22 protein-coding genes are annotated in these 24,386 nt (G+C 64.3%); 11 read left to right on the top strand and 11 right to left on the bottom strand.

Annotation, left to right across the window (positions count from 1 at the left end; all coding sequences use genetic code 11):
- The 5 genes from XH81_RS14195 to XH81_RS14175 form a co-directional block, all read left to right on the top strand.
- A partial coding sequence (locus tag XH81_RS14195) for a DUF2147 domain-containing protein (protein WP_271596255.1) occupies window positions 1-419 on the top strand: 419 nt, incomplete at its 5' end.
- A gap of 447 nt (window positions 420-866) precedes the next feature.
- Window positions 867-3,659, top strand: coding sequence for a PAS domain-containing protein (locus XH81_RS14190; protein ID WP_028144582.1), 2,793 nt, complete (start codon window positions 867-869; stop codon window positions 3,657-3,659).
- Window positions 3,656-5,233, top strand: coding sequence for a CHAT domain-containing protein (locus tag XH81_RS14185; RefSeq protein ID WP_038951089.1), 1,578 nt, complete (start codon window positions 3,656-3,658; stop codon window positions 5,231-5,233). The genes XH81_RS14190 and XH81_RS14185 overlap by 4 nt, the downstream gene beginning before the upstream one ends.
- A gap of 34 nt (window positions 5,234-5,267) precedes the next feature.
- Window positions 5,268-6,506 (top strand): hypothetical protein, encoded by a 1,239-nt coding sequence (locus tag XH81_RS14180; protein WP_049824280.1) that lies wholly within the window; start codon window positions 5,268-5,270, stop codon window positions 6,504-6,506.
- Window positions 6,507-6,656: 150 nt separating this feature from the next.
- Window positions 6,657-7,013 (top strand): hypothetical protein, encoded by a 357-nt coding sequence (locus tag XH81_RS14175; protein WP_028144579.1) that lies wholly within the window; start codon window positions 6,657-6,659, stop codon window positions 7,011-7,013.
- 64 nt (window positions 7,014-7,077) lie between these two features.
- Here the strand turns inward: XH81_RS14175 and XH81_RS14170 are convergent, their stop codons facing one another.
- Window positions 7,078-7,482, bottom strand: coding sequence for a (R)-mandelonitrile lyase (locus tag XH81_RS14170; RefSeq protein ID WP_028144578.1), 405 nt, complete (start codon window positions 7,480-7,482; stop codon window positions 7,078-7,080).
- 19 nt (window positions 7,483-7,501) lie between these two features.
- The gene (locus XH81_RS14165; RefSeq protein ID WP_028144577.1) at window positions 7,502-8,200 is read right to left on the bottom strand and encodes a ribonuclease activity regulator RraA; all 699 of its coding nucleotides are present in this window, start codon (window positions 8,198-8,200) and stop codon (window positions 7,502-7,504) included.
- Window positions 8,201-8,452: 252 nt separating this feature from the next.
- On the opposite strand from XH81_RS14165, the gene pxpB reads away from it, so the two are divergent.
- From pxpB to XH81_RS14150, 3 genes are read left to right on the top strand one after another with little or no spacing between them, the layout of a single operon-like run.
- Entirely contained in the window at window positions 8,453-9,184 is a 732-nt protein-coding gene (pxpB, locus tag XH81_RS14160; RefSeq protein ID WP_028144576.1) for a 5-oxoprolinase subunit PxpB, read from the top strand.
- Window positions 9,181-10,218 carry a biotin-dependent carboxyltransferase family protein gene (locus XH81_RS14155; protein WP_271596254.1) on the top strand — a complete coding sequence of 346 codons (1,038 nt, stop codon included), beginning with the start codon at window positions 9,181-9,183 and terminating at the stop codon, window positions 10,216-10,218. Before pxpB ends, XH81_RS14155 begins: the two co-directional genes overlap by 4 nt.
- A 31-nt stretch (window positions 10,219-10,249) precedes the next feature.
- Window positions 10,250-11,017, top strand: coding sequence for a LamB/YcsF family protein (locus XH81_RS14150; protein ID WP_028144574.1), 768 nt, complete (start codon window positions 10,250-10,252; stop codon window positions 11,015-11,017).
- 111 nt (window positions 11,018-11,128) lie between these two features.
- On the opposite strand, the gene XH81_RS14145 is transcribed toward XH81_RS14150, so the two are convergent.
- The 5 genes from XH81_RS14145 to XH81_RS14125 all read right to left on the bottom strand — a co-directional run bounded on the left by XH81_RS14145 (window position 11,129) and on the right by XH81_RS14125 (window position 16,984).
- A complete protein-coding gene (locus XH81_RS14145; protein WP_162832272.1) occupies window positions 11,129-11,281 on the bottom strand; it encodes a hypothetical protein in 153 nt (50 codons plus the stop codon).
- A gap of 205 nt (window positions 11,282-11,486) precedes the next feature.
- The gene (locus XH81_RS14140; RefSeq protein ID WP_028144573.1) at window positions 11,487-13,112 is read right to left on the bottom strand and encodes a sulfite reductase subunit alpha; all 1,626 of its coding nucleotides are present in this window, start codon (window positions 13,110-13,112) and stop codon (window positions 11,487-11,489) included.
- Window positions 13,109-14,896, bottom strand: a complete 1,788-nt coding sequence (locus tag XH81_RS14135) for a NirA family protein (RefSeq protein WP_028144572.1) — start codon at window positions 14,894-14,896, stop codon at window positions 13,109-13,111. Before XH81_RS14135 ends, XH81_RS14140 begins: the two co-directional genes overlap by 4 nt.
- Before the next feature lie 337 nt (window positions 14,897-15,233).
- Entirely contained in the window at window positions 15,234-16,397 is a 1,164-nt protein-coding gene (locus tag XH81_RS14130) for a CmpA/NrtA family ABC transporter substrate-binding protein (protein WP_028144571.1), read from the bottom strand.
- Window positions 16,394-16,984 carry an ANTAR domain-containing response regulator gene (locus XH81_RS14125; RefSeq protein WP_027542860.1) on the bottom strand — a complete coding sequence of 197 codons (591 nt, stop codon included), beginning with the start codon at window positions 16,982-16,984 and terminating at the stop codon, window positions 16,394-16,396. The genes XH81_RS14130 and XH81_RS14125 overlap by 4 nt, the downstream gene beginning before the upstream one ends.
- Before the next feature lie 111 nt (window positions 16,985-17,095).
- Between XH81_RS14125 and rimO the strand changes: the two genes are divergently transcribed.
- On the top strand, window positions 17,096-18,421 hold the full coding sequence (gene rimO / locus XH81_RS14120) for a 30S ribosomal protein S12 methylthiotransferase RimO (RefSeq protein ID WP_028144570.1): 1,326 nt from the start codon (window positions 17,096-17,098) through the stop codon (window positions 18,419-18,421).
- Between the two features lie 136 nt (window positions 18,422-18,557).
- Here the strand turns inward: rimO and XH81_RS14115 are convergent, their stop codons facing one another.
- The 3 genes from XH81_RS14115 to XH81_RS14105 all read right to left on the bottom strand — a co-directional run bounded on the left by XH81_RS14115 (window position 18,558) and on the right by XH81_RS14105 (window position 20,467).
- On the bottom strand, window positions 18,558-18,977 hold the full coding sequence (locus tag XH81_RS14115) for a carboxymuconolactone decarboxylase family protein (protein ID WP_028144569.1): 420 nt from the start codon (window positions 18,975-18,977) through the stop codon (window positions 18,558-18,560).
- Entirely contained in the window at window positions 18,910-19,341 is a 432-nt protein-coding gene (locus XH81_RS14110) for a MerR family transcriptional regulator (protein ID WP_028144568.1), read from the bottom strand. The genes XH81_RS14115 and XH81_RS14110 overlap by 68 nt, the downstream gene beginning before the upstream one ends.
- A gap of 178 nt (window positions 19,342-19,519) precedes the next feature.
- Window positions 19,520-20,467, bottom strand: a complete 948-nt coding sequence (locus XH81_RS14105; RefSeq protein WP_028144567.1) for a hypothetical protein — start codon at window positions 20,465-20,467, stop codon at window positions 19,520-19,522.
- A 125-nt stretch (window positions 20,468-20,592) separates the two neighbouring features.
- Here XH81_RS14105 and XH81_RS14100 point away from each other — a divergent pair, with 125 nt between their 5' ends.
- Together XH81_RS14100 and XH81_RS14095 are read left to right on the top strand one after the other, a co-directional pair.
- A complete protein-coding gene (locus XH81_RS14100; protein WP_028144566.1) occupies window positions 20,593-21,750 on the top strand; it encodes a tetratricopeptide repeat protein in 1,158 nt (385 codons plus the stop codon).
- Between the two features lie 299 nt (window positions 21,751-22,049).
- On the top strand, window positions 22,050-23,240 hold the full coding sequence (locus tag XH81_RS14095; RefSeq protein ID WP_028144565.1) for an acetylornithine transaminase: 1,191 nt from the start codon (window positions 22,050-22,052) through the stop codon (window positions 23,238-23,240).
- 149 nt (window positions 23,241-23,389) lie between these two features.
- Here the strand turns inward: XH81_RS14095 and XH81_RS14090 are convergent, their stop codons facing one another.
- Window positions 23,390-24,364: a quinone oxidoreductase family protein gene (locus XH81_RS14090; RefSeq protein ID WP_028144564.1), complete on the bottom strand. Its 975-nt coding sequence runs from the start codon at window positions 24,362-24,364 to the stop codon at window positions 23,390-23,392.
- Window positions 24,365-24,386: the final 22 nt, after the last annotated feature.

Below are 24,386 nucleotides of genomic sequence, written 5' to 3'. Positions count from 1 at the left end.
CCGTGGCTGCCGCACCTCCGGCTGCGGCCCCGCCTCCACCGCCCGCACCGGCCCCTGCCCCCGTTCAGGCCGCCGCCGTCGCTCCACCAGCTCCTGCGACCGCGCCTACGCGCGATCTCAATTCACCGCTCGGCGTCTGGCTCACCGAGGAGAAGGAAGGCAAGGTCCGCATCGAGCAATGCGGCACCAATCTGTGTGGCTATTCAGTCGACGGCAAATCGAACCAGAATGGCGAGCAGGTTCTGATCAACATGAAGCCCAGCAAGGACCAGAAATGGTCCGGCCGCATCCTCGATCCGAACTCCGGCTCGACCTACGATTCGACGATCGCGATGAAGGGCACCGACCGCCTGCGCGTGCAGGGCTGCGCCTTCGGCGGCATGTTCTGCGGCGGCCAGACCTGGACGCGCGTGAATTGAGCGGCTGATAGCACGTGAGCCAACATGGCGCAGCCAGGCTGACGCTTTTTCGCTCCACAACCTGCAATCGATGATCCGACTGCCGGGATAGTCGTCGCTATCCCCGCCGGGACCTCGTGCGTACGACCGCTCGATTCAAATGCCCCCACTGTGAACCATTTCATACTCTGCCCGCCATCGTTGCTTCTAGTCTGGATTGATAGCCAGACTATTTGCGACCTGATTACCGCGCAGTCGGCGCCGTTTCGCCGAGATTGAGTAGACCGAAAAGAACCATTTGCCGATCTTCTTTCGGCGCCGATAGTTGCGTAAGCGAGCGAGGTTGTTATGGAGGAACTCCGTGCGACGCCATCGCTAGTCTCAGGTGACTGGGGCCCCGGCTTGTTGATGTCGGAGGAAAGCATACGACGCCATGTGATCGGCGCGCTCCGTAGTCGGCAGACAAGCTTGACGACCGCGCTGCAGCCTCTGGTCGACGAGCAAATGCGGATGCTCGTTTCGGAGTTCGGTTTCGACGCTCAGACCGTGGGCAAGATCCTGCAATCGCAAAATGCCATGCTGAGCGTATTGTCGGATCGGTATGACGCGCTCGATGAAGCCGCACATTACAGCGAGCTTCCCTTCGTCGAACTGGCGAACGACGGCCGCATCGTCTATTCGAACGCGGCATTCGACAAGCTCATTCCCGGCAGGCGCGGCGCTGCTTTCTCCGGGTTGTTTGGATCCCGTGCAGCCGATGTGTGCATGGCCCTCCGGGCAAATCACAACACGAGTTTGCGCGCAGACATCCAGACCGACGAAGCGGTTCGTCAGGTCAGAGTCGAGATCGGCCCGCTGCGCGACGAAGACGGAAAGCCGGGCAATTACGCACTTCTTCTCGACCAGAGCGCTGAACAGAGCCGCCTCGATGCCTTGCAGGATGGCGTGCTCCGCACCGACCTGACAGGCAAGATCCGGTTCGCAAACGAGCGCGCGGTGCAGGTTCTGGGCTTCTCGGAATCAGAGCTCAAGGAGATGTCGCTCTCCCTCGTATTCGGACCCGAGGACGAGGGAACGACGAATCCGTTCGCCGAATGGATCACCAAGGAGACGGGCTTCTCGAGTTTCGTCAGGCTCCGCCCAAAAGACGGTCGTTCTGTCCTGGCAAGGGTCAGCGGAACGCCCTACATGGAAGCACCGAACAGCTCGGCCGGGTTATTGGTGCTGTTCGCCCCTCTTGCCGAAGATCGCGCCCGTCGCGAGCTCAAGACGATTTTGGCCGAGCACGCTGATCCGCAGAAGATCATCGAGGCAACGCTTCAGGTCATCGGCAAAGTCATCCCATTCGAAATGAGCACGTTCGGGGTCTACAACGATCTCAGCGATTACTGGCGAGCGGTCACTGTCTTTCCAAGACCTGGCTGGGAGTGGAGCACGCGTTGGTTCAAGGTGCCGCCCGGCGTGATCGATTGGCTCGAGCAGGGCAAGACGTGGGACAACAATTTGGCCGCGTTCGTCGAGCGCCTCAATCCGGAGGAAATGGACAACCCGGTGAGCAAGGCCATCATCGCCGACGAATTCGAGTCGATGCTCGTATTGCCGATCCGCAAAGCCGGAGGCCGGTTTGGAAGCTCACTGGCTCTGCTGTCCCGCAAGCACAAATACTCCGCCTCGGATCTGCGCACGCTGCAAAATCTCGGCGTCGAGGAGATATTGCAGGCCGCAGACGCCGCCATGGAACATGCCCAGGCACGCGCCTTGCGCAAACTCAAGGACGATTTGAACAAGGCTGCGAGCGCACGCGCCATCGCTGAACTGCTCGCCACAGGCACCACGAAATGTCTGGGCTGGGAGTATGTCGGCGTATTCCGGGTCGATCGCCGCCGCAGCAAGTTCGTGCTGGTCGCCGAGCACGTCAAGAACGACCGGAACCTGCTCGTGAAAGCAGCTGACCGCAAGGCCGAATATACCCAGGAGCTGTCCAGCGGCATGCTCGGCAGCTGCCTGGCCGAGCGGAGCATTCTGGTTGTTCCTGACATCAGCGACCCCGAGCAGAACTACGGCTTCATCAAAACCGCACCCGATCAGCGATCCGCCATGACAGTTCCCCTGTTCGTGAATGGCAAGATCGAACTGATTCTGGACATGGAGTCATCGGAGCTCAACGCGTTCCGTGGGCCTGATCAGGACGCGGCAAGTGGCCTCGCCGCTGACTGCGAACAGATCTTTGCGGCTCGCTGGCACGAAGCGATCGAGCACGCGCTCATGGATAGAATCGAGCAGGCGGCCGTCATCGTGGACGCCGTCGGCACGATCTGCCACATGAATGGTGCAGCGGAGAACATCTTCGGCCGGGCGCGTGACAAGAAGCTCTCGTCATTTGGCGCCCGGAACGAAGATTCCATGCAACTGTCGGAATGCGGGATCCAGCACCGCCTTCACATCCACCTGACGATCGGCGACGCACCGCGCACCGAGCTGACGACTCTCGCAAATCGCGAGCCGTTGAATGACGACTATGGTCATCAACTCTGGCTGTTCACCAGCCTTGCCGACCAAAGCCGGGAGAGCGACTGGGGTTATCTGGAAGAGACCGTCACCGCCGTCGCACGCGAGACCCGCGCCCCACTGTTGATGGCCGATGGCCTGCTGCGCGGCGCCGCATCGCTCCTGAGCAAACCAGAGCTCATGAGAAATTGCGCCGAGTTGCTCGAGCAGGCCGCCAACCACCTGCTGAGGGCCGACCTGACTTTCGAACGTCTGTCCGATCGTCTGACCGTTCAGCAGACGCCGCAGGAAGCCCCCGAGCAATTCGACGTATTGGAAGTGCTCTATCACGAGGTCGAAGGCCTTCCCGTCGAGGATCGTGACGCAATCCACGTCGTCGACGAGATTGCGATGCGTCGTCCGGTGCTTGTCAAGGGATGGACGAAGAGGTTGAGCTTTGCGTTTCGCTCTGCGCTCAGCTCCCTCCTGTTGTTGCGCATCACGCCGAACGACAGGTTGACCGTGACGATCGCGGAACGGCCGCCGCATCGTCTCTCGGTGTCCATGCGCTTACCCGCGACAATTGCCGACGCTCTGACACCGTCGGCGACGGACCCGATCGAGCAGAGCCAGCACCGGGCACGGCAGATGGCCAGCGTCGCGGTCGAGGCTATTCGCAAGGCTGCCGAGCAGCACGACGGCGATCTGATCGAGCTGGACGGCGCGGGATTCGAGTTCAACCTGCCATTGTGCGTGCAGGAGGCACCGGTATGACAGCAAAGATTGCCATAGCCACCGCCGAACCAAACATGTTCGAAACGCTACGGGGACATCTGCTCGCGGCAGGAGTGGCCCTGGAGGACTTGTACGACAAGCCTTTGATGACCCCGGACCAGACCAGCGAGTGGCTCATCGCGAATGAGACTGAATTGCTCGTGCTCGACGCCCGGTTGCCGACTGATCCCAGCGCCGTTTACGACACACGTACGACACTCGGCGCGAAGCACGTGCTCAACACCGTCGTCCTGGCCCAGGACCCCCACACCTCCGTGCTGGTCATCGCGCCTTCGTTCGGAACCTGCGCGGACCTGGAGGAAGAGTGCAGAGCAGCAGGCAACGCCCTAATCCTGCCGATGGACGCGCTGCAGCTGCACCGGCATCGGATCTTGCGCCCGTTCATTGCGATTCTCACCGGGCATCCCGACGAGACGAATGCGATTCCGGGCGCGTTCCGCGTGATCGAGATCGAAATCCATAGCGCCAAGGTGGAATGCCGGCTCGGAACGGGTGAAGACGGCTCTCCTATGCTTCGCTGGAACACCATCAGCGATCTCGATGACCTCAAATCTGCCGCTCAGACTTATGCGCGCGATGAGATGCCGCTGAACAACTGGCTCGGCCAAACGCGGGACATCGGAACACGCTTGTTCAAGAGCTTCGTTGTCAAAGCGATCGGCGAACATCTGTTCTCGCAGATCGAGAAGTCCGCGGGCGGATTGGTGGGACTGTCGTTCCGGTTCGTCATCAGCGACGCAGGCTTTTATCCGGTGCCCTTCGAGGCGAGTGTACGTTATCTCTCGGAGGAAAATGGGCCATTCGTACTTCTATACGCGCCGATTGTCCGGCGCATCCCGTCCTTTGTCCGCGGAAGGGCCAGCGAGCGAGCGCGGATCAAACAGGGCGCAAAACTGATGTTCGTTCGTTCTCAGATCGGTGAACATCCCGATCTGAAGCTCGACAGTGCGATCTGCGATGGCAAGAAATTCGACAAGCTTGGCAATATCGATACCGAACTGGAGCATGTGAAACAGCTGGGTGCCGCGGGCTGTTTCGATTTGAAGATCGTCAACTTGTCGGACGCCCCTCCGGGCGAGGCCGCCCCCTATCTGCTGAAGCAGCTCGACGCATTCCGGCCGACCATTCTCCACTACGCCGGTCACGCCTGGAGCGATGGCCAGCAGACCGCGACCCTCGTCCTTCCCGGACTGCAACCGCAGCAAGCGGTCGGCCTGAAGCTCGACAGGGTGGCGGCATCCGACGGGCTTTCAACGACGACTCTGGTCTACCTCTCGGCCTGCCGTGGCATCTCGAAGGGCTGCGTTCAGCAACTGGTGATGAACGGGATCCCCTACGCCTTGGGCTTCCGCTGGAATGTCGAGGACGAGCGCGCGCCGCAGTTCGCCAGGGAGTTCTATGACGAGCTCTACAAGACGCGGTCCGTTTGCGTCGCGTTCCGCAAAGCCTGCCGCGCATCGTGGGAAAGCCTGAACTACGACGAAGAGAGCCCGATCTGGCTCTCGCCGATCTTGCTGGCGCAGTCGACCGATTGGGCAGCACGCTGCCAGTGAGCAACCACTGGGCAGCTTGGAGTGGAAGGATGTCATGACAGTCTGGGCCACACTCAAGAACGTCGTGGAGCACTGGGCGAGCCGCGAGTTGCGGCGCCCATACGTCGGTTACGTCGCATCGAGCGGTGGCAACGCGATGACAGCGGGACAGACCTTCCTGCCCGAAGCGAGCTATTTCGGCGTGCGCATGGTCGAAATGGGCTTGCGAGAGGGCGGCAAGTTTTTCAGCTCGTTCCTTCCGCTCGGCGTCGTGCTCACCGAGTTCAGCTTCGGCGGCGGGCGTCAGCGCCGGCCCACGATCCTGAGCAACGACGAGATCGCCGCTCAGCTGAAGGCGGCCGGTGCCGCTCCAGGTTACGTCGACTTCAAGAACATCTATGCCGTCAGGCGCGCGCCCATGAAGCAGGACAATTTGTCTCTGTTCGTCGGGCTGTTCCGCCTTCCGTTTCACGACGTCGCGCAACAGGTCCTGCAATTGGCCGCCGACCTGACCACACAGACCGGGCTCGCGCCGGGTGTTTCCGACGGGTTGCGCGTGGCTGAAAAGATCTACGACCGGGTCGCGGGCCTGTTCGGACTCAACATCGTCACGCCCTTGTTCTCCTACGCCGACGGCAATGCGCTCGGCCGCAGCGGCTATCTCCTGGTTGCCGGCTCCGATCTCGACGAAGCGGTTGCCAAGCGGCTGGTGGTGACCGACGACAGATTGCTGCTGGACGGTCAGCGTGTGTCTGGCCTGGACTATTGCCTCCTGGCCATTGAGTTCACAGCCAGCCTGCTGCCCGAGGGGCCGGATACGATCAACCCGCTCACGCAGCTCGGATTTCATCGACACTGGCAGGGTGTTGCAAGCAGCATCATGAAGCGGGAGTTGGAGCATGCGGACGAACAGATGCTGACGCTGCGCTCCGAGGTGATCACTTCGCCTGAGCTCGCCGAAAACGATCGTCTCGTGGCCATCGGCGCCTACCAGACCAGCTACGACAAGCTCGTGGAGCGCGTGACACCGAAAAATGCTCACCGCGGCTGGGAAGAGGCACTCCTGGCCGACCCCAACGACAAGACAATCGTCAAACCGGCCGTGACAGAGCTCCTGAAGGGCATGCAAATCCGCCTGCTCACCGGCATCAAGGACGCCCCGGACGATCCGGACAAGCTTTTTGCGTCCGAGGCGTTCGCATTGCGAAAGACTGTCGGCAAGGCCCCTCTGGTCGATACAAGCTCCGCCGTCTCGCTGGCGCGCGTGCTCAATCGCACCGCGAAAGCAAGGTGATGGCGCGAACGCCTGCTTTCACGCCTCTGCCCGGCTGACGCTAGGACACGATCGCGTCGGCGCCGTTCGACCGCATCCGTGACACCCCTCACATCGGTCCGCCCCGCGTCGTGACACGATTTCCCCCAGGTTCAGCCAATGGGGCGTGTCATGCGACTTCCTTGCAAGGGTATCTTTGCCGCGATCTCGGCCATCGCCCTGCTCTGCGGACAGGCAAATGCAGCATCGACCAGCTTCGACGGCGCCTGGAACGTGCGGATCTCGTCCTCGAGCGAGACCTGCGGCAACGGCGCCACCGTCGCGATCGGTATCAACAATGGGCAGATCGCATCGACCAGCGCCGCGGTGACGGCATCGGGCCGTGTGGCGGACGCCGGCAGCATCAACGTCACCTTGAGCACCGGCATCAAGCGCGCCGTCGGCTTCGGCCGGCTCAGCGGCACCTCGGGCTCCGGCACCTGGCGCGGTGCGCTGTGCAGGGGCACGTGGACGGCGGAACGGATGTAGGTTGCGGTGTCCCGGACGCGGTGCAGCGTTGTAGCGCTGGCCGCCGATCCGGGACATGTGCGCCTCAGCCCAGCGCCGCGCCGTACTCCGCGTCCGTCACCGGCTCCAGCCAGGTCGAGTAGACGCCGTCGAGTGCTTCCTGCATGGCGATGTGGCACATGCCGTTGGTCGGCGAGGCCCCATGCCAGTGCAGCTCACCCGGCGGGATCCAGACGGTGTCGCCGGGGCGGATTTCCCTGACCGGACCGCCCTTGGTCTGGACGCGGCCGACGCCGGAAATGACGTAGAGCGTCTGTCCGAGCGGATGGTGATGCCAATTGGTGCGCGCCCCCGGCTCGAACGCGACGCGCGAGCAGTTCAGCCGTGCCGGCGCGGGCGCCATGATCACGGGATCCTGCCACACGGTGCCGGTGAAGTTTTCCTTGGGCGCGCGGCGGGTCGGCCGCGTGCCGGCAACAGTGATTTCCATGGGGATGACCTCGCTTCCGTTACTTCTTGCTGGCGGCGTAGCGCGCCTTGGTCTCGGCGTTCATGGGATAGAGACCCGGCAGCACGGCGCCGTTGTTCACCTCGTTGACGATCCAGGCCTCCATCCGCTCCTGCTCGACGCCCTCGTTGAGGACGTGGTCGAGCATCGCCTGCGGGATCAGCACGCAGCCGTCCTGGTCGGCGACCACGATGTCGTTCGGAAAAACGGCAACCCCGCCGCAGCCGATCGGCTCGCCCCAGCCGACGAAGGTCAGGCCAGCCACTGAGGGCGGCGCGGCATAGCCGTCGCACCACACCGGAAGATTGGTGCCGAGCACGCCCTCGACGTCACGCACGACGCCGTCAGTGACGAGCGCGGTGACGCCGCGCTTCATCATGCGGGCGCAGAGGATGTCACCGAAGATGCCGGCATCGGTGATGCCCATGGCGTCGACCACGGCGATGCAGCCTTCCGGCATCGCCTCGATCGCGGTGCGGGTCGAAATCGGCGAGGACCAGGATTCCGGCGTCGCCAGATCCTCGCGCGCCGGCACGAAGCGCAGCGTGAAGGCCGGCCCCACCAGACGCGGCAGGCCCGGGCGCAGCGGCCGCGCGCCCCGCATCCACACATTGCGCAAGCCCTTTTTCAGCAGGACCGTGGTGATGGTGGCAGTGGTGATGCCGGCGAGGATCTTGCGGGCTTCGGGGGACAGCGACATGGAAACAGACGAGCTCCGGATGGGCGGGAAAGAACGGGCGCATCTTGCGAGCCGGGCGCTTTGCGTCAAGGGCCAAGAGGCTATCAATAATGCAGGGCCGGTGGGCTGTTATGCGACGCGATAACAAAGCCTTATCGTGGCCTCCTGCATTAATTTATTGGACTTGCGGGCGCATTTACGCGAAGCAGGGGTGAGCGGAACTTCGAGCCCGCTCCCGCAAAAGCCCGATTTCGACAGCTCTTCGACAGCTCAATGGCCGCGACGCTCCCCCCGCCCCGCCTTCTGCCCAGTGGCGACAGCGCCGTCACGGTCGAGTTCAGCCGCACCATCGACGACGATGCCAACCAGCGCGTGCTGGCGCTGGACAAGGCGCTCGCAGCAAGCCCCATCGATGGCATCACCGAGACGGTGCCGACCTATCGCTCGCTGCTGGTGCATTACGATCCGGGCAAGATCGGTTTCGACGCGCTCGGCGAAAAGCTGCTGCCGGTCGCCATTCAGCCGCCGCCGCCGGTGACCAAGGCGCGGCGCTGGCGCGTTCCCGTCGCCTATGGCGGCGAGCACGGCATCGACCTCGAGGATGTCGCCAGGGCGCTGAACACCACGCCTGATGACATCGTCGCACGGCACGCGGGCGGCGACTACAAGGTCGCCATGATCGGCTTCACGCCGGGCTGGTCCTATCTCAGCGGCCTCGACAAATCCCTGCACATGTCGCGCCGACAAAATCCGCGGCTGCTCACGCCCGCCGGCACGATCTCGATCGGCGGCGTCCAGGCCGGGATCCAGTGCCTCGCCGCCCCCAGCGGCTGGCATCTGCTCGGCCGCACGCCTGTCAGAACCTATCAACTCCACCGCGATCCAACCTTCCTCACCGAACCCGGTGACCGCGTGACGTTCTTCCCCATCGACCACAAGACGTTCGAGGAGTTGGACCGCGCTGCGGAAGCCGGAGAGATCGTCGCCGAGCAGGTGGACGCATGAGCCGGCTCGTCGTCGCCAGCATCGGCCCGGCAAGCTCCGTTCAGGACGGCGGACGCCACGGCGCGCAGCGCTATGGCTTGACGGTGAGTGGTGCGATGGATCGGCTGTCGCTGGCGGCGGCGAATACGCTGGTCGGCAACGAGCCGTTCGCGGCCAGCGTCGAGATCGGTCCGTTCGGCGCCACGTTCACCGCGCGCGATGGCGCCGTGCGCGTGGCGATTTCAGGCGCGCCGCGCAATGCGGACGTCGCCGGCAACCCGGTCGCGATGGACACATCGGTGACGCTGAAGGACGGCGAGACGCTGACGCTGGGCTTTGCCCGCGGCGGCGCATTTACGTATCTCGCCATCGAAGGCGCCATCAAAGGCGAGATGGTGTTCGGCAGTCTCGCGGTGAATGCCCGCGCCGGCCTCGGCAGCCCCTACCCGCGCCCGCTCCAGGCCGGTGACGAATTTTCGGTCGATGCTGCAAGCGGTGCGGGCGAATTGCGCATCGAAGTGCCCAAGCCCATTAGCGGTCCGATCCGCGTCGTGCTGGGTCCGCAGGACGACGAGTTCGACGACGCCAACAAGGCGCTGTTCCTGGGCAGCGAGTGGAAGATCTCGGCGACCTCCGACCGCATGGGCTACCGGCTCGAGGGCCCCGCCATCAAGCATCTGCACGGCCACAACATCGTCTCCGACGGCACCGTCAACGGCAGCATCCAGGTGCCCGGCAACGGCTCGCCGATCGCGCTGATGATGGACCGCGGCACCTCCGGCGGCTATCCGAAGATCGCAACCGTGATCACGGCCGATGTCGGCCGCCTCGCCCAGACCTCGGCGGGAACCGCGTTCCGCTTCAGGGCGGTCAGCATGGCCGAGGCGCAGGACGAGGTGAGGAAGTTTGCGCAACTGATCCGCAACCTGCCCGACCGTCTGCGCTCTGCTGACAGTGTCGCGCTCAACATCGAGGCGCTCAGCGATGCCAACGTCGCGGGCTATGCTGTGAGCGCCATGGATGCCGGAACCTGGCAGGTGACGGCGGAGCCATAAACGACACGACGACCAGAGGCGGAGAGCACCCATGAAGACGATCGATCTCAATTGCGACCTCGGCGAAGGTTTTGGCGCGTGGGAGATGGGCAACGACCCCGCGATGATCGAGCTGGCAAGCTCGGTCAACGTCGCCTGCGGCTTCCATGCCGGCGACCCCGACATCATGCGCCGGACGGTGGAATTGGCGAAGGCGCGCGGCGTCTCGGTCGGCGCCCATCCCGGATATCGCGACCTGCACGGTTTTGGCCGCCATCCGATCGCGGGCCTGAAGGCGTCCGAGATCGAGAACCTCGTCGCCTACCAGATCGGCGCATTGCAGGCGATTGCGACCGCTGCCGGCCACAAGGTCACGCATGTGAAGGCCCATGGCGCGCTCTCCAATGTCGCCTGCGAGGACGACATGACGGCGAAGGCGATCGCCGCCGGCATCAGGGCGGTCGATCCCAGCCTGATCTTCGTCGTGCTCGCCAATTCGAAGCTGGTGAAGGCCGGCGAGGACGCCAATCTGCCGATGGTGCACGAGGTGTTCGCCGACCGCGCCTATGAGGACGACGGCAACCTCGTCTCGCGCAAAAAGCCCGGCGCGGTGCTCCATGATGCCAAGGCCATCGCCGACCGCGTGGTGCGCATGGTGCAGGACGGCGCGGTGGTTTCGGTGACGGGCAAGGTGATCAAGATGCGCACGGACACGGTGTGCATCCACGGCGACACGCACGGCGCCGTCGAGATCGCGCGGACCTTGCGTCAGGCCTTGAAGGATGCGGGGATCGAGGTCGCGCCGTTCAAGCGCGGGTGAAGCAAGACAGGTGCCGTAGGGTGGGCAAAGGCGCATAGCGCCGTGCCCACGATGTCTACATGATTGAGGCAGTTGGTGGGCACGCTTCGCTTTGCCCACCCTACGAGAGCTTTAGAACGGATGTACCGACAACGTGCCGAACACGATCGCCGCGATCACGGCAAACGCACTGTAGAGCGCGAAATGATGCATGCTCGCCCGGGTCCGCCGCGAGAGCGAGCGCGCGTAGAAGTGCAGCCTGGCTTCCGCCGATAGTTCGCGCATGGTCGATCTCCAACGCCCCATTTGCGGGATTATGAGGGATCAACCAGGGCGGGAGGCAAGATGCCGGAGGAAATAGCGATGCGCCTCCTCCGAAGCGGCCGCATTGCAGACGTAAATTCTCTCCAGGCGCAGGTTCCGAGAATCTTATTCGTTCAAATCCGAGCCGTTTGGAACCGGCCCGGATGACGGCAGCCTGACGATCGCTTTAGTAGACGTCGGCCTGGAAGCGGCCAGTCTTCTTGAGTTCGGCGACAAAACTGACGGCTTCGTCGGTCGAGCGCGCCCCGAACTGGGCGACGATGTCGACCAGCGCGCGCTCGACGTCTTTGGCCATGCGCTTGGCATCGCCGCAGATGTAGAGATGCGCGCCTTCGGCGAGCCACGTCCACACCTCGCGGCCGACCTCGCGCATGCGGTCCTGCACATAGAACTTCTTCTCGCCGTCGCGCGACCAGGCCAGCGACATGCGCGTCAGCAGACCCGAGGTCTTCATCGCATTGAGCTCCTCCTGGTAGAAGAAGTCGCAATCGCTGCGCTGATGGCCGAAGAACAGCCAGTTCTTGCCGGGCGCGCCGGTCGCCTTGCGGTCGAGCAGGAAAGCGCGGAACGGCGCAATGCCGGTGCCGGGACCGATCATGATCACGGGCGTCTTCGGGTCCTGCGGCAGGCCGAAACCGTGCGCCTTCTGCACATAGACCTTGAGATTCTCGCCTTCACCGATGCGCTCGCCGAGGAAGGTCGAGGCGACGCCGAGGCGCTTGCGCTTGCCGACGACGTAGCGCACGGAATCGACCGTCAGCGACAGCTTTCCGGGCGTCGCATTGTGCGAGGACGAGATCGAATAGAGCCGTGGCTGCAGCGGCTCGAGCGCCTCGACGAAAGCCTCCGGATGCGGCCGCGTGCCCGAGAACTTCTGCAGCGCCGCCATCACGTCGAGCGTGGCGGCATCGCCGTCGGGATCCTCGCCCTGCGCCAGCGCCCGCGCCTTCTCGCGCTGCGCGCCGCCGGTGATGAAGGAGATCAATTCGAACAACGTGTCGGGTGCCGGCGACAGCGAGACGTCGTCGATCAGCACCTCGCGCAACGTCTTGCCGTTGACCTTGGTGGTGTGGGAGGCGCCGAGCAGTGCGATGATCTGGTCGACGAGGCCGACCTCGTTGCGCGCGAACACGCCAAAGCTGTCGCCGACAACGTAGTCGAGCTTGCTCTCGGAGAGATCGAACTCGACGTGATAGGTTTCCTTCTCCGACTTGCCCTTGTTGAGCAGACGGCGCGACAGGAAGGTCGCGGTCACCGGGTTGTCGCGTGAGCGGCCCGGCTCTGCGATCGTCACGGTCACGGCCGGCGCGGTCACCGCATCCGTCTTGTCAGCTGCCTTGTCACCGGACTTGGCCGCCGGGGCCTTGTCCAGTTCCTCGTACAGCGACTTCAGCATCCGCGCGGTTTCCTTGCCGCCGGGGACGCAGAGATTGAGCCGCGCCTCGCTGCGGCCCGCGATCGCTTCCGAATAGTCGTGGCAATTATAGCCGCACTGGCCGCAATCCTGCTGCGCCATCGCCGCCATCATCTTGCGGCGGACGGGACGGCCCTCCGCAAGCTTCATCCGGTCGGCGATCGGCATGGTCTGGTCGTGCCAGGGCGCCTCGCCGTCGTCACCGTCGCCGGCTGCGCCTTGCATGACGGCGGCGCCCTGCTCCGCCGACAGCGGCGCGGCGACATCAGGCGACAGCAGCCCGGCAAAGAAGCCGTTCAGCCAAGAGCGCTGCGCATCAGAGAACGGTGCGCTGGCGGGAATGATATCGAGTTTCGGCGGAGGCGTAATCTGGTTCATGCGGACACCTGTGCATCGGCAAGCTTGCGCAGCGTCTCGCCGTTATGGCGGCGCGCAAAGGAGAGGAAGGTTTCGTCGGGCGACGAGCGATGGGCGATATAGGCCTTGAGCAGTCCCTCGACCGTCTTCGGCGCGTCCTCGGCCTTGAGGTCGTGATAGACCTCCTGCCCGACGTCCGCGTCGGGGCCGAACCCTCCACCAGTGAAGAGGTGGTAGCCCTCGACCGTGTCGTCCTCGTTCACCGGCACGCGCGCACCGATCAGGCCGATGTCGCTGATGTAATGCTGCGCGCAGGAATGGTGGCAGCCGGTGACGTGGATGTTGACCGGCTTGTCCATGGCGACGCGCGGCTCGCACCAATCACCGATCTCGGCCGCGCTGCGCTTGGTGTTGGACGCCGCGAAACGGCAGCCGGCATTGCCGGTGCAGGCGATCAGGCCGGCACGGATGTGCGAGACCTCGACCGCAAGCCCGATCTGCTTGATCGCCGCAACGGCGAGCGCGACATTCTCGTCGCGCACGCCCGAGATCAAAAGGTTCTGCCAGACGGTCAGGCGGATCTCGCCGTCGCCGAGGTCGCGCGAGACCTTGGCAAGACCGCGCATCTGGTCGCAGGTAAGCTTGCCGAGCGGCAGAGAAACGCCGATCCAGTTGAGGCCGTCCTGTTTCTGCTTGTGTACGCCGACATGCGCCATGCGGTCCGCGGCAGGGCGCGGCTGGAACGCCTCCTCCGGCACGCGCGTGAACGGTGTCTTCAATCGTTCCTCGACGAGCTTGAGAAAGCCGTCATGACTCATGGCGTCGAGCACATATTTCAGCCGCGCCTTGTTGCGGTTGGTGCGGTCGCCATGGTCGATGAACACGCGCACGATGGCATCGGCGACGGCCGTCGCCTGCTCCGGCTTGACGATGATGCCGGAATATTTAGCGAAGTCCTTGTGGCCGGTGATGCCGCCGAGGCCGAGGCGAAACCAGATGCCGGGCTCGACGCCGAAGCCTTCCTTCACCTCATACGCCGTGAAGGCGATGTCGTTGGTCTCCTCCAGCACCGCGATCCTGCCGGCGCCGTCGAAGGCGACGTTGAACTTGCGCGGCAAGCCGTAGAGCGAGCGATCGTTGAGGATGTGGTAGTGCCATTCGCGCGCATAGGGCCGCGTGTCGATGATTTCCTGCGGATCGATGCCGGCCGTCGGCGTTCCCGTGACGTTGCGGATGTTGTCGGCGCCGGAGCCGCGCGAGCACAGGCCGAGGTCCTGGATACCCTCGATCAGCTTCACGGCGTTCTTCGGCGGAATCTCGCGAAGCTGGAGATTGGCGCGCGTCGTGACGTGGCTGTAGGGACCGCAGAGCTCATCGGCGAGATCGGCAAGACCCGACATCTGCCAATGCTTCATGATGCCGTTCGGAATCCGCAGGCGGCTCATGTAGGAGTCCTGCGTCGGCGCGACATAGAAGATGCCGTAATAGCGCCAGCGGAAATTGTCCGCCGGGCTCGGCGGCGTGTTGTCGTGCGCCTGCTGGCGAAGCCGCGGATAAGCATCGAAGGGATGCTCGTCGCGCTTGAACTTCTCCTGATCGGCGAGCTTCTTGCCCGACGCGATCACCTTGTCCTGCGCCTTGATGTGCACGGCATCGGGGCCAACAGGCTCGGCGTTCGCCTTGCCGGCGCCGCCTCCACCGCCGAGACCACGACCGACCCGGCTGATCTGCAAACCGGTCGTAAAACCTTCGAGATAGCGTTTCTGCTCGTCGGTAAAGTCGACTGCGAGCGTATCGATTTTCATGGTCGGTAACGAAGCTCCTGCGGCCACCTGGGTGGCATCGACGGACATTGGCGCGACCCGTGAGGAACTGGGCTGGCCCTTAAGAGCCGGCTTCGTTACCCAACGGTCCGATCAGCTTCGTTGCTGCGGGACTCGGCTCAGCAGGCACCTGTGACAAGCTGGCCGCACTGCAACATTCAAGTTGCGTGCCAGCTTGGCCAAAATGGAAAACAACGCTATTTCAGATGATTAGACGCCTCCCCCGGAAACCCCGGGCGGCGCACTCTCACGAAATTCGGGCAGCCGGATCAAACTTTAGGCAATGAAACTTCTTGCCTAAAAAAGGCGCAGCTCCGAATCAGGCCTTCCAACGCCGGACCTCGAAGGCCTCGAGATGCCCCCGGATGTCGTCGGGATCGAAGACGGGCCCGGCGAACGCCCCGAACGCGGCGGGAGCCTGCTCGGGCGGCCGGCGGCCGAGGGCCGCATCGTAGAGGTCGGGCCTGAACACGGCCATCGCCGTCTTGACGCCCTCCGGACTGAGCGTCGTCTGCCCCCAACGCACCATCTGCGCATAGAGCCAGGCGGCCTGGACCGGATCGGGCCGCCCCGCCTCTTCCCGCCCCACCAGGAGATAGCGGCCGCTTTCGCGCACCTCTCCCTCGGGCGAGATCTTCAGGCGGCCGATGAGCGAGCGCTGGATCACCTCGGCATCGACGCCGATCCGCTCGGGCCGCGCCAGGATCTGCGCCGCCTCGGCCAGGTTCGCCGGGCTCTCGATGAACGCGGCGGCCTTCACCGCCGCGCGCACCAGGCTAGCGACCACGTCCGGATTCTTGTCGGCCCAGACCTGACGAACCGCGAGCACCTTTTCCGCGGCGCGCACCAGGATGTCGGAGACGAAATGCAGGATGTGGCCGATGCCGAGATCGACGGCGACCGAATTCCAGGGCGCGCCGACGCAGAATGCATCGACATGGCCGCTCTTGAGGCTGTCGACCATGTAGGGCGGCGGCAGCACCACGAGGCGCACGTCCTCGTCGGGATCGACGCCGGCCGCCGCCATCCAGAACCGCAGCTGATAATTGTGGGTCGAGAAGGGGAAGGTCATGCCGAAAGTCAGCGGCTCGGCACCCGCCTTGCGCCGCTTGGCCACCACTTTCGCCAGCGCTTTCGCCGTAACCATCGGGTCAAAGCGATCGCCGTCAATCTCCCCCATCAGCGCCGCATGAAGCGCCGGCGACACCGTGATGGCATTGCCATTGATGCCGAGATTGAAGGGGGCTGCGATCGGCACCTTGACGTGACCGAGCCCGAGCGAGGACGCAATCGCGACGGGCGCGAGCAGATGCGCGGCGTCGAACAGGCCGATATTGAGCTTGTCGCGGACGTTGGACCAGGACACCTCGCGCACCAGCTCGACCTCGAGCCCTTCGGCGGCGGCAAATCCCTTGTCGACGGCGACGATCAGGGCTGCGGCATCGACCAGCGGGATGAACCCGATGCGGAGGGGAGCAGTCATTTCAGCATCTCCGACGCGGTGATGATCGACTGGGCGATCTCGCCGATTTTCTTTTTCTCGCGCATCGCGGTGGAGCGCAGCAGCACGTAGGCCTCGTCCTCGGTGAGGCCCTTCACCTTCATCAGGATGCCCTTGGCGCGCTCGATGATCTTGCGGTCCTCGAGCTGCGACTTGGTGCGCTCCAGCTCCTCCTGCAGCTTGGCGAAGGCGTTGAAGCGCGACACGCAGAGGTCGAGGATCGGCTTGATGCGCTCCTTCTTCAGCCCGTCTACGATGTAGGCGGATACCCCCGCCTCGACCGAGGCCTGGATCGAGGCTGAATCGCTCTGGTCGACGAACATCGCGATCGGCCGCTTCACGGCGCGGCTGACCTGGAACATCGCCTCCAGCACGTCGCGGCTGGGGTTCTCCAGATCGATCAGGATGATGTCGGGGTCCACCGCATAAATACGGGCGAGCAGGCTCTGCATCTCGCGGATGTGGGCCACTTGCGTGAATCCGGCCTCCCGCAATCCCTCCTCCAGGATCGCAGCCCGGATCGGGCTTTCGTCGACGATCACGATTTTGGGTGACTGTTCGGCGCTCATGGCTCACTCACGGCAGGTGATTCATCCATAGCACGCCGGAACGCCCTGCAAAGGGTTGTAATTGTGGGCAATTGGGACTAGCTCAGGCCGGTTAATCAGGCAGATTTGGATATGGATCAGGCGGCTGCGCCCAAGGTCAGCTTTGTGTCGCTCGGGTGTCCCAAGGCATTGGTGGATTCCGAGCGCATCATCACGCGCTTGCGCGCGGAGGGCTACGAGCTCGCCCGCAAGCATGACGGGGCCGACATCGTCATCGTCAACACCTGCGGCTTCCTCGACAGCGCCAAGCAGGAATCGCTCTCGGCGATCGGCGAGGCCATGGCCGAGAACGGCAAGGTGATCGTGACCGGCTGCATGGGCGCGGAACCCGAGCAGATCGAGCAGGCCTATCCCGGCGTGCTCTCCATCACCGGCCCGCAGCAATACGAGAGCGTGCTCGACGCCGTGCACCGCGCGCTGCCGCCGGCGCACAATCCGCATGTGGACCTGGTGCCGCCGCAGGGCATCAAGCTGACGCCGCGCCACTACGCCTATTTGAAGATCTCCGAGGGCTGCAACAACCGCTGCACCTTCTGCATCATCCCGAAGCTGCGCGGCGACCTCGTCTCGCGCCCGGCCAATGACGTGCTGCGCGAGGCCGAGCGCCTGGTCGGCGCCGGCGTCAAGGAATTGCTGGTGATCTCGCAGGACACCTCGGCCTATGGCGTCGATCTCAAATATGCCGAGAGCCCGTGGAAGGACCGCCAGGTCCGCGCCAAATTCCTCGACCTCGCGCGCGAGCTCGGCGAGCTCGGCGCATGGGTCCGGCTGCAATATGTCTACCCCTACCCGCATGTCGACGAGGTCATCGCACTGATGAACGAGGGCAAGGTGCTGCCCTATCTCGACATCCCGTTCCAGCATGCGAGCCCGGAGGTGCTGAAGGCGATGAAGCGCCCGGCGGCGCAGGACAAGACGCTGGCGCGGATCAAGCGCTGGCGCGAAGAGTGTCCCGATCTCGCTTTGCGCTCGACTTTCATCGTCGGCTTCCCCGGCGAGACCGATGCCGATTTCGCCTATCTGCTCGACTGGCTGGATGAAGCCGAGATCGATCGGCTCGGCTGCTTCAAATACGAGCCGGTTGCCGGCGCGACGTCGAACGCGATCGAGAACCCGGTGCCGGAAGAGGTCAAGCAGGAGCGCTACAACGCGCTGATGGCCCGGCAGCAGAAGATCTCCGCGCGCAGGCTGAAGCGCAAGGTCGGCACGCGCCAGCAGATCATCATCGACGAGGTCGGCCCGACCGTCGCCAAGGGCCGCTCCAAGGCCGATGCGCCGGAGATCGACGGCGCGGTTTATCTGACGAGCCGCCGCCCCTTGCGCGTCGGCGAGATCGTCACCGCGAAGATCGAGCGCGCCGACCAGTACGACCTGCACGGCAGCGTCGCGGGGTTCTGAGGCTCCAAGACGCCGCCAGCCATTGCGGTCCCCAGCGCTCGCGGGCGAGACCGGCGCGCCCAGCCATTCAACTTGCCCGCGTTCAGGCTGCGCGCACTGAACTACGGCGATGCACGATACACCGCGCCGACGTTCGTCAGGTCGCGTTGCCCGACGCCTGCTGTCCGTCCTGCGCGGCGAACACCTCCTTGGCTGCGAACAGCCCGTTCACCGCCGCCGGGAAGCCCGCATAGACGGCCATCTGCATGATGATCTCCACGATCTCGTCGCGAGACAGCCCGACGTTCAGCCCCGCCTCGATATGCACTTTGAGCTGAGGCGCGGCATTTCCGAGCGCCGTCAGCGCGGCGATCGTCGCGATCTCTCGATCGCGCAGGCCGAGATCCGGGCGGCAGTAAATGTCGCCGAAGGGAAACTCGATCACGTAGCGTGCGAAATCCGGAGCGATGTCGGCGAGTGAGGCGACGACCTTTTCGCCGGCCTTGCCGTCAATGCGTGACAGGGCCCGCTGGCCGCGATCGAAGCGGCTTTCGGCATGTGTCGGGGCGTGCGTCATTTTCCTTCGTCCTCTGTTCGTCGCCGGCATAGCCGGCGATCTTGGTATCAAGGACGAGCAGGCATTCCTGGAGTTCGGCAATCTGCGTGCGAACCTGTTCGCGATGGATTTCCAGCATCTGCCGCCGGGCTGGCCCGGTGGCGTCGCCGTCGTCACGAAGCGCCGCATAACGCAACATGTCCCGGATCGGCATTCCCGTGGTCTTGAGCCGACCGATGAATGTGATCCATGTGAGGATCGATGCGTCAAAGTCACGTTGACCGGAGCGATCCCGGTCAGCGTATGGCAGCAGCCCGATGCGCTCATAGTAGCGCAGCGTGTGGGTCGACAAGCCGGTTCGTCTTGCGAGGTCGCCGATCTTCATGTGTGCCCGTTCTCGTACTGACGCACGTACAGATACCCCTTCGAGCGCGCTCTAAGTCAAGAGGGATCGAAGGTGCCCGTCCCCGCGAGGTCAAGCAAGAGTTACAACGCACTGATGGTGCGACAGCAGAAGGTCTCGGCGTGCCGACTGCACGGCAGCGTCGCGGAATTCCGCGACTTCAGGCTTCCGTCAGCCATTTCGGCACCCAGCGCTCAGGCCGGGGTGCGCGGGCGAGATCGGCTTTCGCCTCGGAGAGCAGCGCCGGATCACCGTCAATGGTCGGGCGTAGATCGTACTCGAAATTCGGCATGACGCGGCCGTCGGCATAGAGCCCAAAATTCATCGCGTACCACAGGCCAAGCTCGGGCTGGGCGCGGCGCATCTCCTCGCGCAGGTCGCGCAGCAGGGATTCGACCGAGGCGGCTTCCTCGAACGGCTGTGGTCCGTGCGAAAGCACGCGCGCCTGGTATTGCTTGCCGACGATCGCGATCTCGAATCTCGTCCGGTCCCAGGGCTTCTTGCCCTTGGGTAGATGGGCGGCCAGCCGCCAGCCGAGCTCGGCCATCAGGCGGTGATTGGCCCAGTAATCTTCGCGATCCCGGCTCCATTTTTCCATGAAGCCGCGGAAATCGGGCAGTTCCGACGAATTGTCGTCGGGCGTCGCCGGCTCGCCGAGCGGCCGTCCGGCCAGCCATTGCGCGAGCTCGACCGTCTGCGGCTCGACCTCGTCATGCGGCTTGAGATCGCTCCAGGCATTGTCGAATTGTTGCGACGTCAGTTTGGCGAGCAGGCCGTCGAGGCTCGGCGCCAGCAGCTCGTAGTCGCCCTCCGAGCCCAGTCCCACGATCGGCGGATTGTCGCGGTCGAGACCGGCGCCGTACCAGCCGCCGACGGCCGAGCCGTCCGGCAGCCGCATGAACAGCGAAAACCTGTCCCGCAGGGGACTGCCGTCGGTGATCGGCGCGTGATCCGAGAACTGGCCCTGCAGCGAGAAGCAGCCGACGCTGCCCCAGGGACGCCCCTTGAGCCAGGTGGCAAAGTCGACAAGCAGCGGCGGCGCTTCGATACCCGGCGGAAATGCGCCGCGAATGCTGTCGAGGTCGATGGGATAAGGCGTATCGGACAAGGCTGAAAACTGTCTGGTTGGTCCCGTCCCTCTTGGTCTCGCCCGAGTTGCGTCCGGTTCGAACCAAGTCGCGTCCTTCGATCACAAACGCGCTAGAGGCGCAATGGTTTCGACGCGGTACGCAAATGGAATACGACGAAACATCAGCAATTTGGTTCAAGCTGTCGGCCATCGGCCTCACGATGGCCCTGCTCGCGCTATCCGCCCCCGCTGCGGCGCGATCCCCCTCAGCCGCACAGCTGCGCCAATGGTGCTACGCGGACGACGACGGGAGCCGCGAGGAGCAGCGCGTCGAGGGCTGCTCGGCGGTGCTCAAGGCCAATCCCAACGATGTGCATGCGCTCGCCAATCGCGGCGAAATGCTCCGGCGAAGGGGCGACGCCGCGCGTGCGCTGGTGGACTTCAACCGTGCGATCGAGCTCAATCCTGGACATTCCGACCTCTGGTACAACAGGGGGAGTGCCCATGACGATCTCGGCGAGAAAGATCACGCCATTGCCGATTACACACGCGCGATCCGGCTCAACGCCCGCGACCCGCTCTACTACAACAACCGCGGCAACTCCCTCATCGACAAGAACGACTACGAGCGCGCAATCGCCGACTACGATCAGGCCATCAAGCTCGACCCGAAATTCGCGCTGGCCTATTTCAACCGCGGCACCGCTTATCGCAACCACGGCGAGGACGAGCGCGGGCTTGCGGATTTCGATCTGTCGATCAAGTTCGACCCGACCTACGGCCCGGCTTACGGCAACCGCGCACGCCTCTACCGCGATCGCGGCGACCGGGTCCGCGCGCTGGCTGACTTCGCCAAGTCGCTGCAGCTCAGCCCGAACAACGACCGCGATTTCTATGCGCGCGCGAACATGTATTTCGATGCGCACGATTATACGCTGGCGCTGGAGGATTACGATCGGTCGATCAAGGCCAATGCGAGCTATCCCGGCGCATTCAATTCGCGCTGCATGACGCGCGCGATCCTCGGCCGTCTGCAGGAGGCGCTGGCCGATTGCGATCAGTCGCTGAAGATGGCCCCGAACGATCCCTACACCCTGGACAGCCGCGCCCTCACCTACCTCAAGCTCGGCAATCTCGACGCGGCGATTGCGGACTACGACGCGGCACTGAGCACCAAGCCCGCGTACGACAGCTCGCTCTACGGCCGTGGGCTCGCAAAGCGGAAGAAGGGCGACAACGAAGGCGCCGAGCGCGACATCGCGGCAGCGAAAGCGATCAACGCTGGGATCGTCGATGAGTTCGCACATTACGGCGTCGAGTAAGCCTCTTGGGCAACGAAGATGGACCTGATCGATGCACGCCAGGCGGGTGTTTTGCAAAACGGCCGCTTGACAAGCCCTGCCATTCGGCTGTAGGGACCCGCCCCATGATCAATTCCCGGACCCACCTGCGCACCGAAATGCTCCGTCGTCGCTCCCGCGACGATGAGAGGGTGCGCCATGTCCGACGACGCCGCTGAACCACTGAATTCAGCTGAAGTTTTCGAGAAAGGCCGCACCCGCAAGGTGCGGCCTTTCTGCTTTTTGCGCCCGTTTTCCACCCGCCTCCAGAGGAGTTCGACATGACCACGCAACCGTACGACGCGCTGATGGACATCACCGCACGGCCCAAGGCCGTGTTCGTCCGCGGCGCGGGCTCCTACCTCTGGGACGATGGCCGTAAGCGCTATCTCGATTTCGTGCAGGGCTGGGCCGTGAACTGCCTCGGCCACTCCCCGCCTGCGATCGCCGACGCACTGAGTGCGCAAGCCAGGCGGCTGCTGACGCCGAGCCCGGCTTTCTACAACGAGCCGAGCCTGAAGCTGGCGCAAGCGCTGGTCGCGAACAGCGCCTTCGACCAGGTGTTCTTCGCCAATTCCGGCGCGGAGGCCAACGAGGGCGCGATCAAGCTCGCGCGCAAATATGGCACCCTGCACAAAGGCGGCGCGTTCGAGATCATCAGCTTCGAAGGCGGCTTTCACGGCCGAACGCTGGCGACGATGTCGGCCTCGGGCAAGAAGGCGTTCGAGCCGCTGTTCGAGCCGAAGGTCGCAGGCTTCAAGAAGGCGAAGCTCAACGACATCGCCTCGGTCGAGAGCTTGATCAATGACAACACCGTCGCGGTGATGCTCGAACCGATCCAGGGTGAATCAGGCGTTTGGCCAGCGACCGATCAGTTCCTGCAACAGCTGCGCGCGCTGACCAAAGCCCACGGCTTGCTGCTCATTTTCGACGAGATCCAGACCGGCATGGGCCGGACCGGAAAACTCTTCCACTACGAGCACGCCGGGATCGCGCCCGACATCATGACGCTCGGCAAGGGCATCGGCGGCGGCGTGCCGCTCGCCGCCCTGCTTGCCACCGAGCATACCTCCTGCTTCGAGCACGGCGACCAGGGCGGCACGTTCAACGGCAACCCGATCATGTGCGCGGCGGGGCTCGCCGTGCTCGAGGAGGTCGGCAAGCCGGACTTCCTGAAACAGGTCACCGAGACCGGCCTGCTGCTCGAAAGCGAGCTGCAGAAGGTCTCGGCGCGGCATGGGCTCGGCGGCGTGCGGGGACGCGGCCTGTTGCTCGCGCTCGACCTCAAGCTGCCGATCGCGCCCGGCATCGTCGCGCAGGCGTTCGAAGCCGGCGTGCTCCTCAACGCGCCGCAGCTCGACACGCTGCGCTTCATGCCGGCGCTGAACGTCGCGAGGGCAGAGATCGCCGAGATGATCGATTGTCTCGACGGGATCTTGACCAAGGCCGGCGCAGCACGGCGGGTGGCGTAGCACCGTCTCGTGCCCCGGACGCAGCGCAGCGTCTCTTCGACGGTGCGCTGCTGAGCCGGGGCCCATCTCTCCGCAGTGCGTGTTGCATCTGGGTCCCGGCTCTGCGCCGCAACGCTTCAGGCGTTGCGGCTGGTCCGGGACACGAGAAACTACGGCTTCAAGATCGACGCGCCCGTGGTCTTGCGGCTCTCGAGATCGATATGCGCCTTCGCGGCGTCCTTCAGCGCGTAGGCGTGGTTGATCGGCACGTGCAGCTTGCCGTTGATGACGGCGGCGAACAGCGTGTCCGCGCCTTCGAGCAGCTCCTTGCGCGTGCCGACGTAGTCGTTGAGCTTCGGCCGCGTCGCAAACAGCGAGCCGTGATTGTTGAGCTCGGCGATCGAGAACGGCGGCACCGGGCCGGAGGCGTTGCCGAAGGAGACGAACATGCCGCGCGGCTTCAGGCACGACAGCGAGCCCGGGAAGGTCGCCTTGCCGACGCCGTCATAGACGACGTCGCAGCCTTCGTTGCGGCTGATCTGCTTGACGCGCGCGACGAAGTCCTCCTCGTTGTAGAGGATGACGTGATCGCAGCCATTGGCCTCGGCGAGCTCGGCCTTCTCGCGCGAGCCGACCGTGCCGATGACGTGGGCCCCGAGCGCCCTCGCCCATTGGCAGGCCAAGAGGCCGATGCCGCCGGCCGCGGCGTGGATCAGCACGCGATGATGCGGCTCGACCTTGAAGGTCTTGTGCAGGAGATACCAGACCGTCAGGCCCTTGAGCATCAGCACGGCGCCCTGCTCGTGGGTGATGTGATCGGGCAGCTTGACCAGCTTCTCCCAGGGAAGGTTGCGCTCGCCGGTATAGGCTCCGAGATTGTGGTAGTAGGCGACGCGATCGCCGGGATGGAAATGCGTCACGCCGGGCCCGACGGCGACGACCTCGCCCGAGGCCTCGTTGCCGGCAATGAAGGGCAGCCCCGGCGCCTTGTAGAGACCGGTGCGGTAATAGACGTCGATGAAGTTCAGGCCGACCGCATGCTGGCGGATGCGCACCTCGCCGGGCCCGGGCGCCGGCACATCGACGCTCTCATAGACCAGGGCTTCGGGGCCTCCGACCTTGTGCACACGGACCGCTTTGGTCATCACCTGACCTCCTCTTCTCAAA

The organism is Bradyrhizobium sp. CCBAU 25360, assembly GCF_028128695.1.
In the GTDB taxonomy this organism is placed as follows: domain Bacteria; phylum Pseudomonadota; class Alphaproteobacteria; order Rhizobiales; family Xanthobacteraceae; genus Bradyrhizobium; species Bradyrhizobium ottawaense.
Note: the sequence above shows the minus strand (reverse complement) of the source record. Positions and strands in the feature narration are given on the sequence as shown.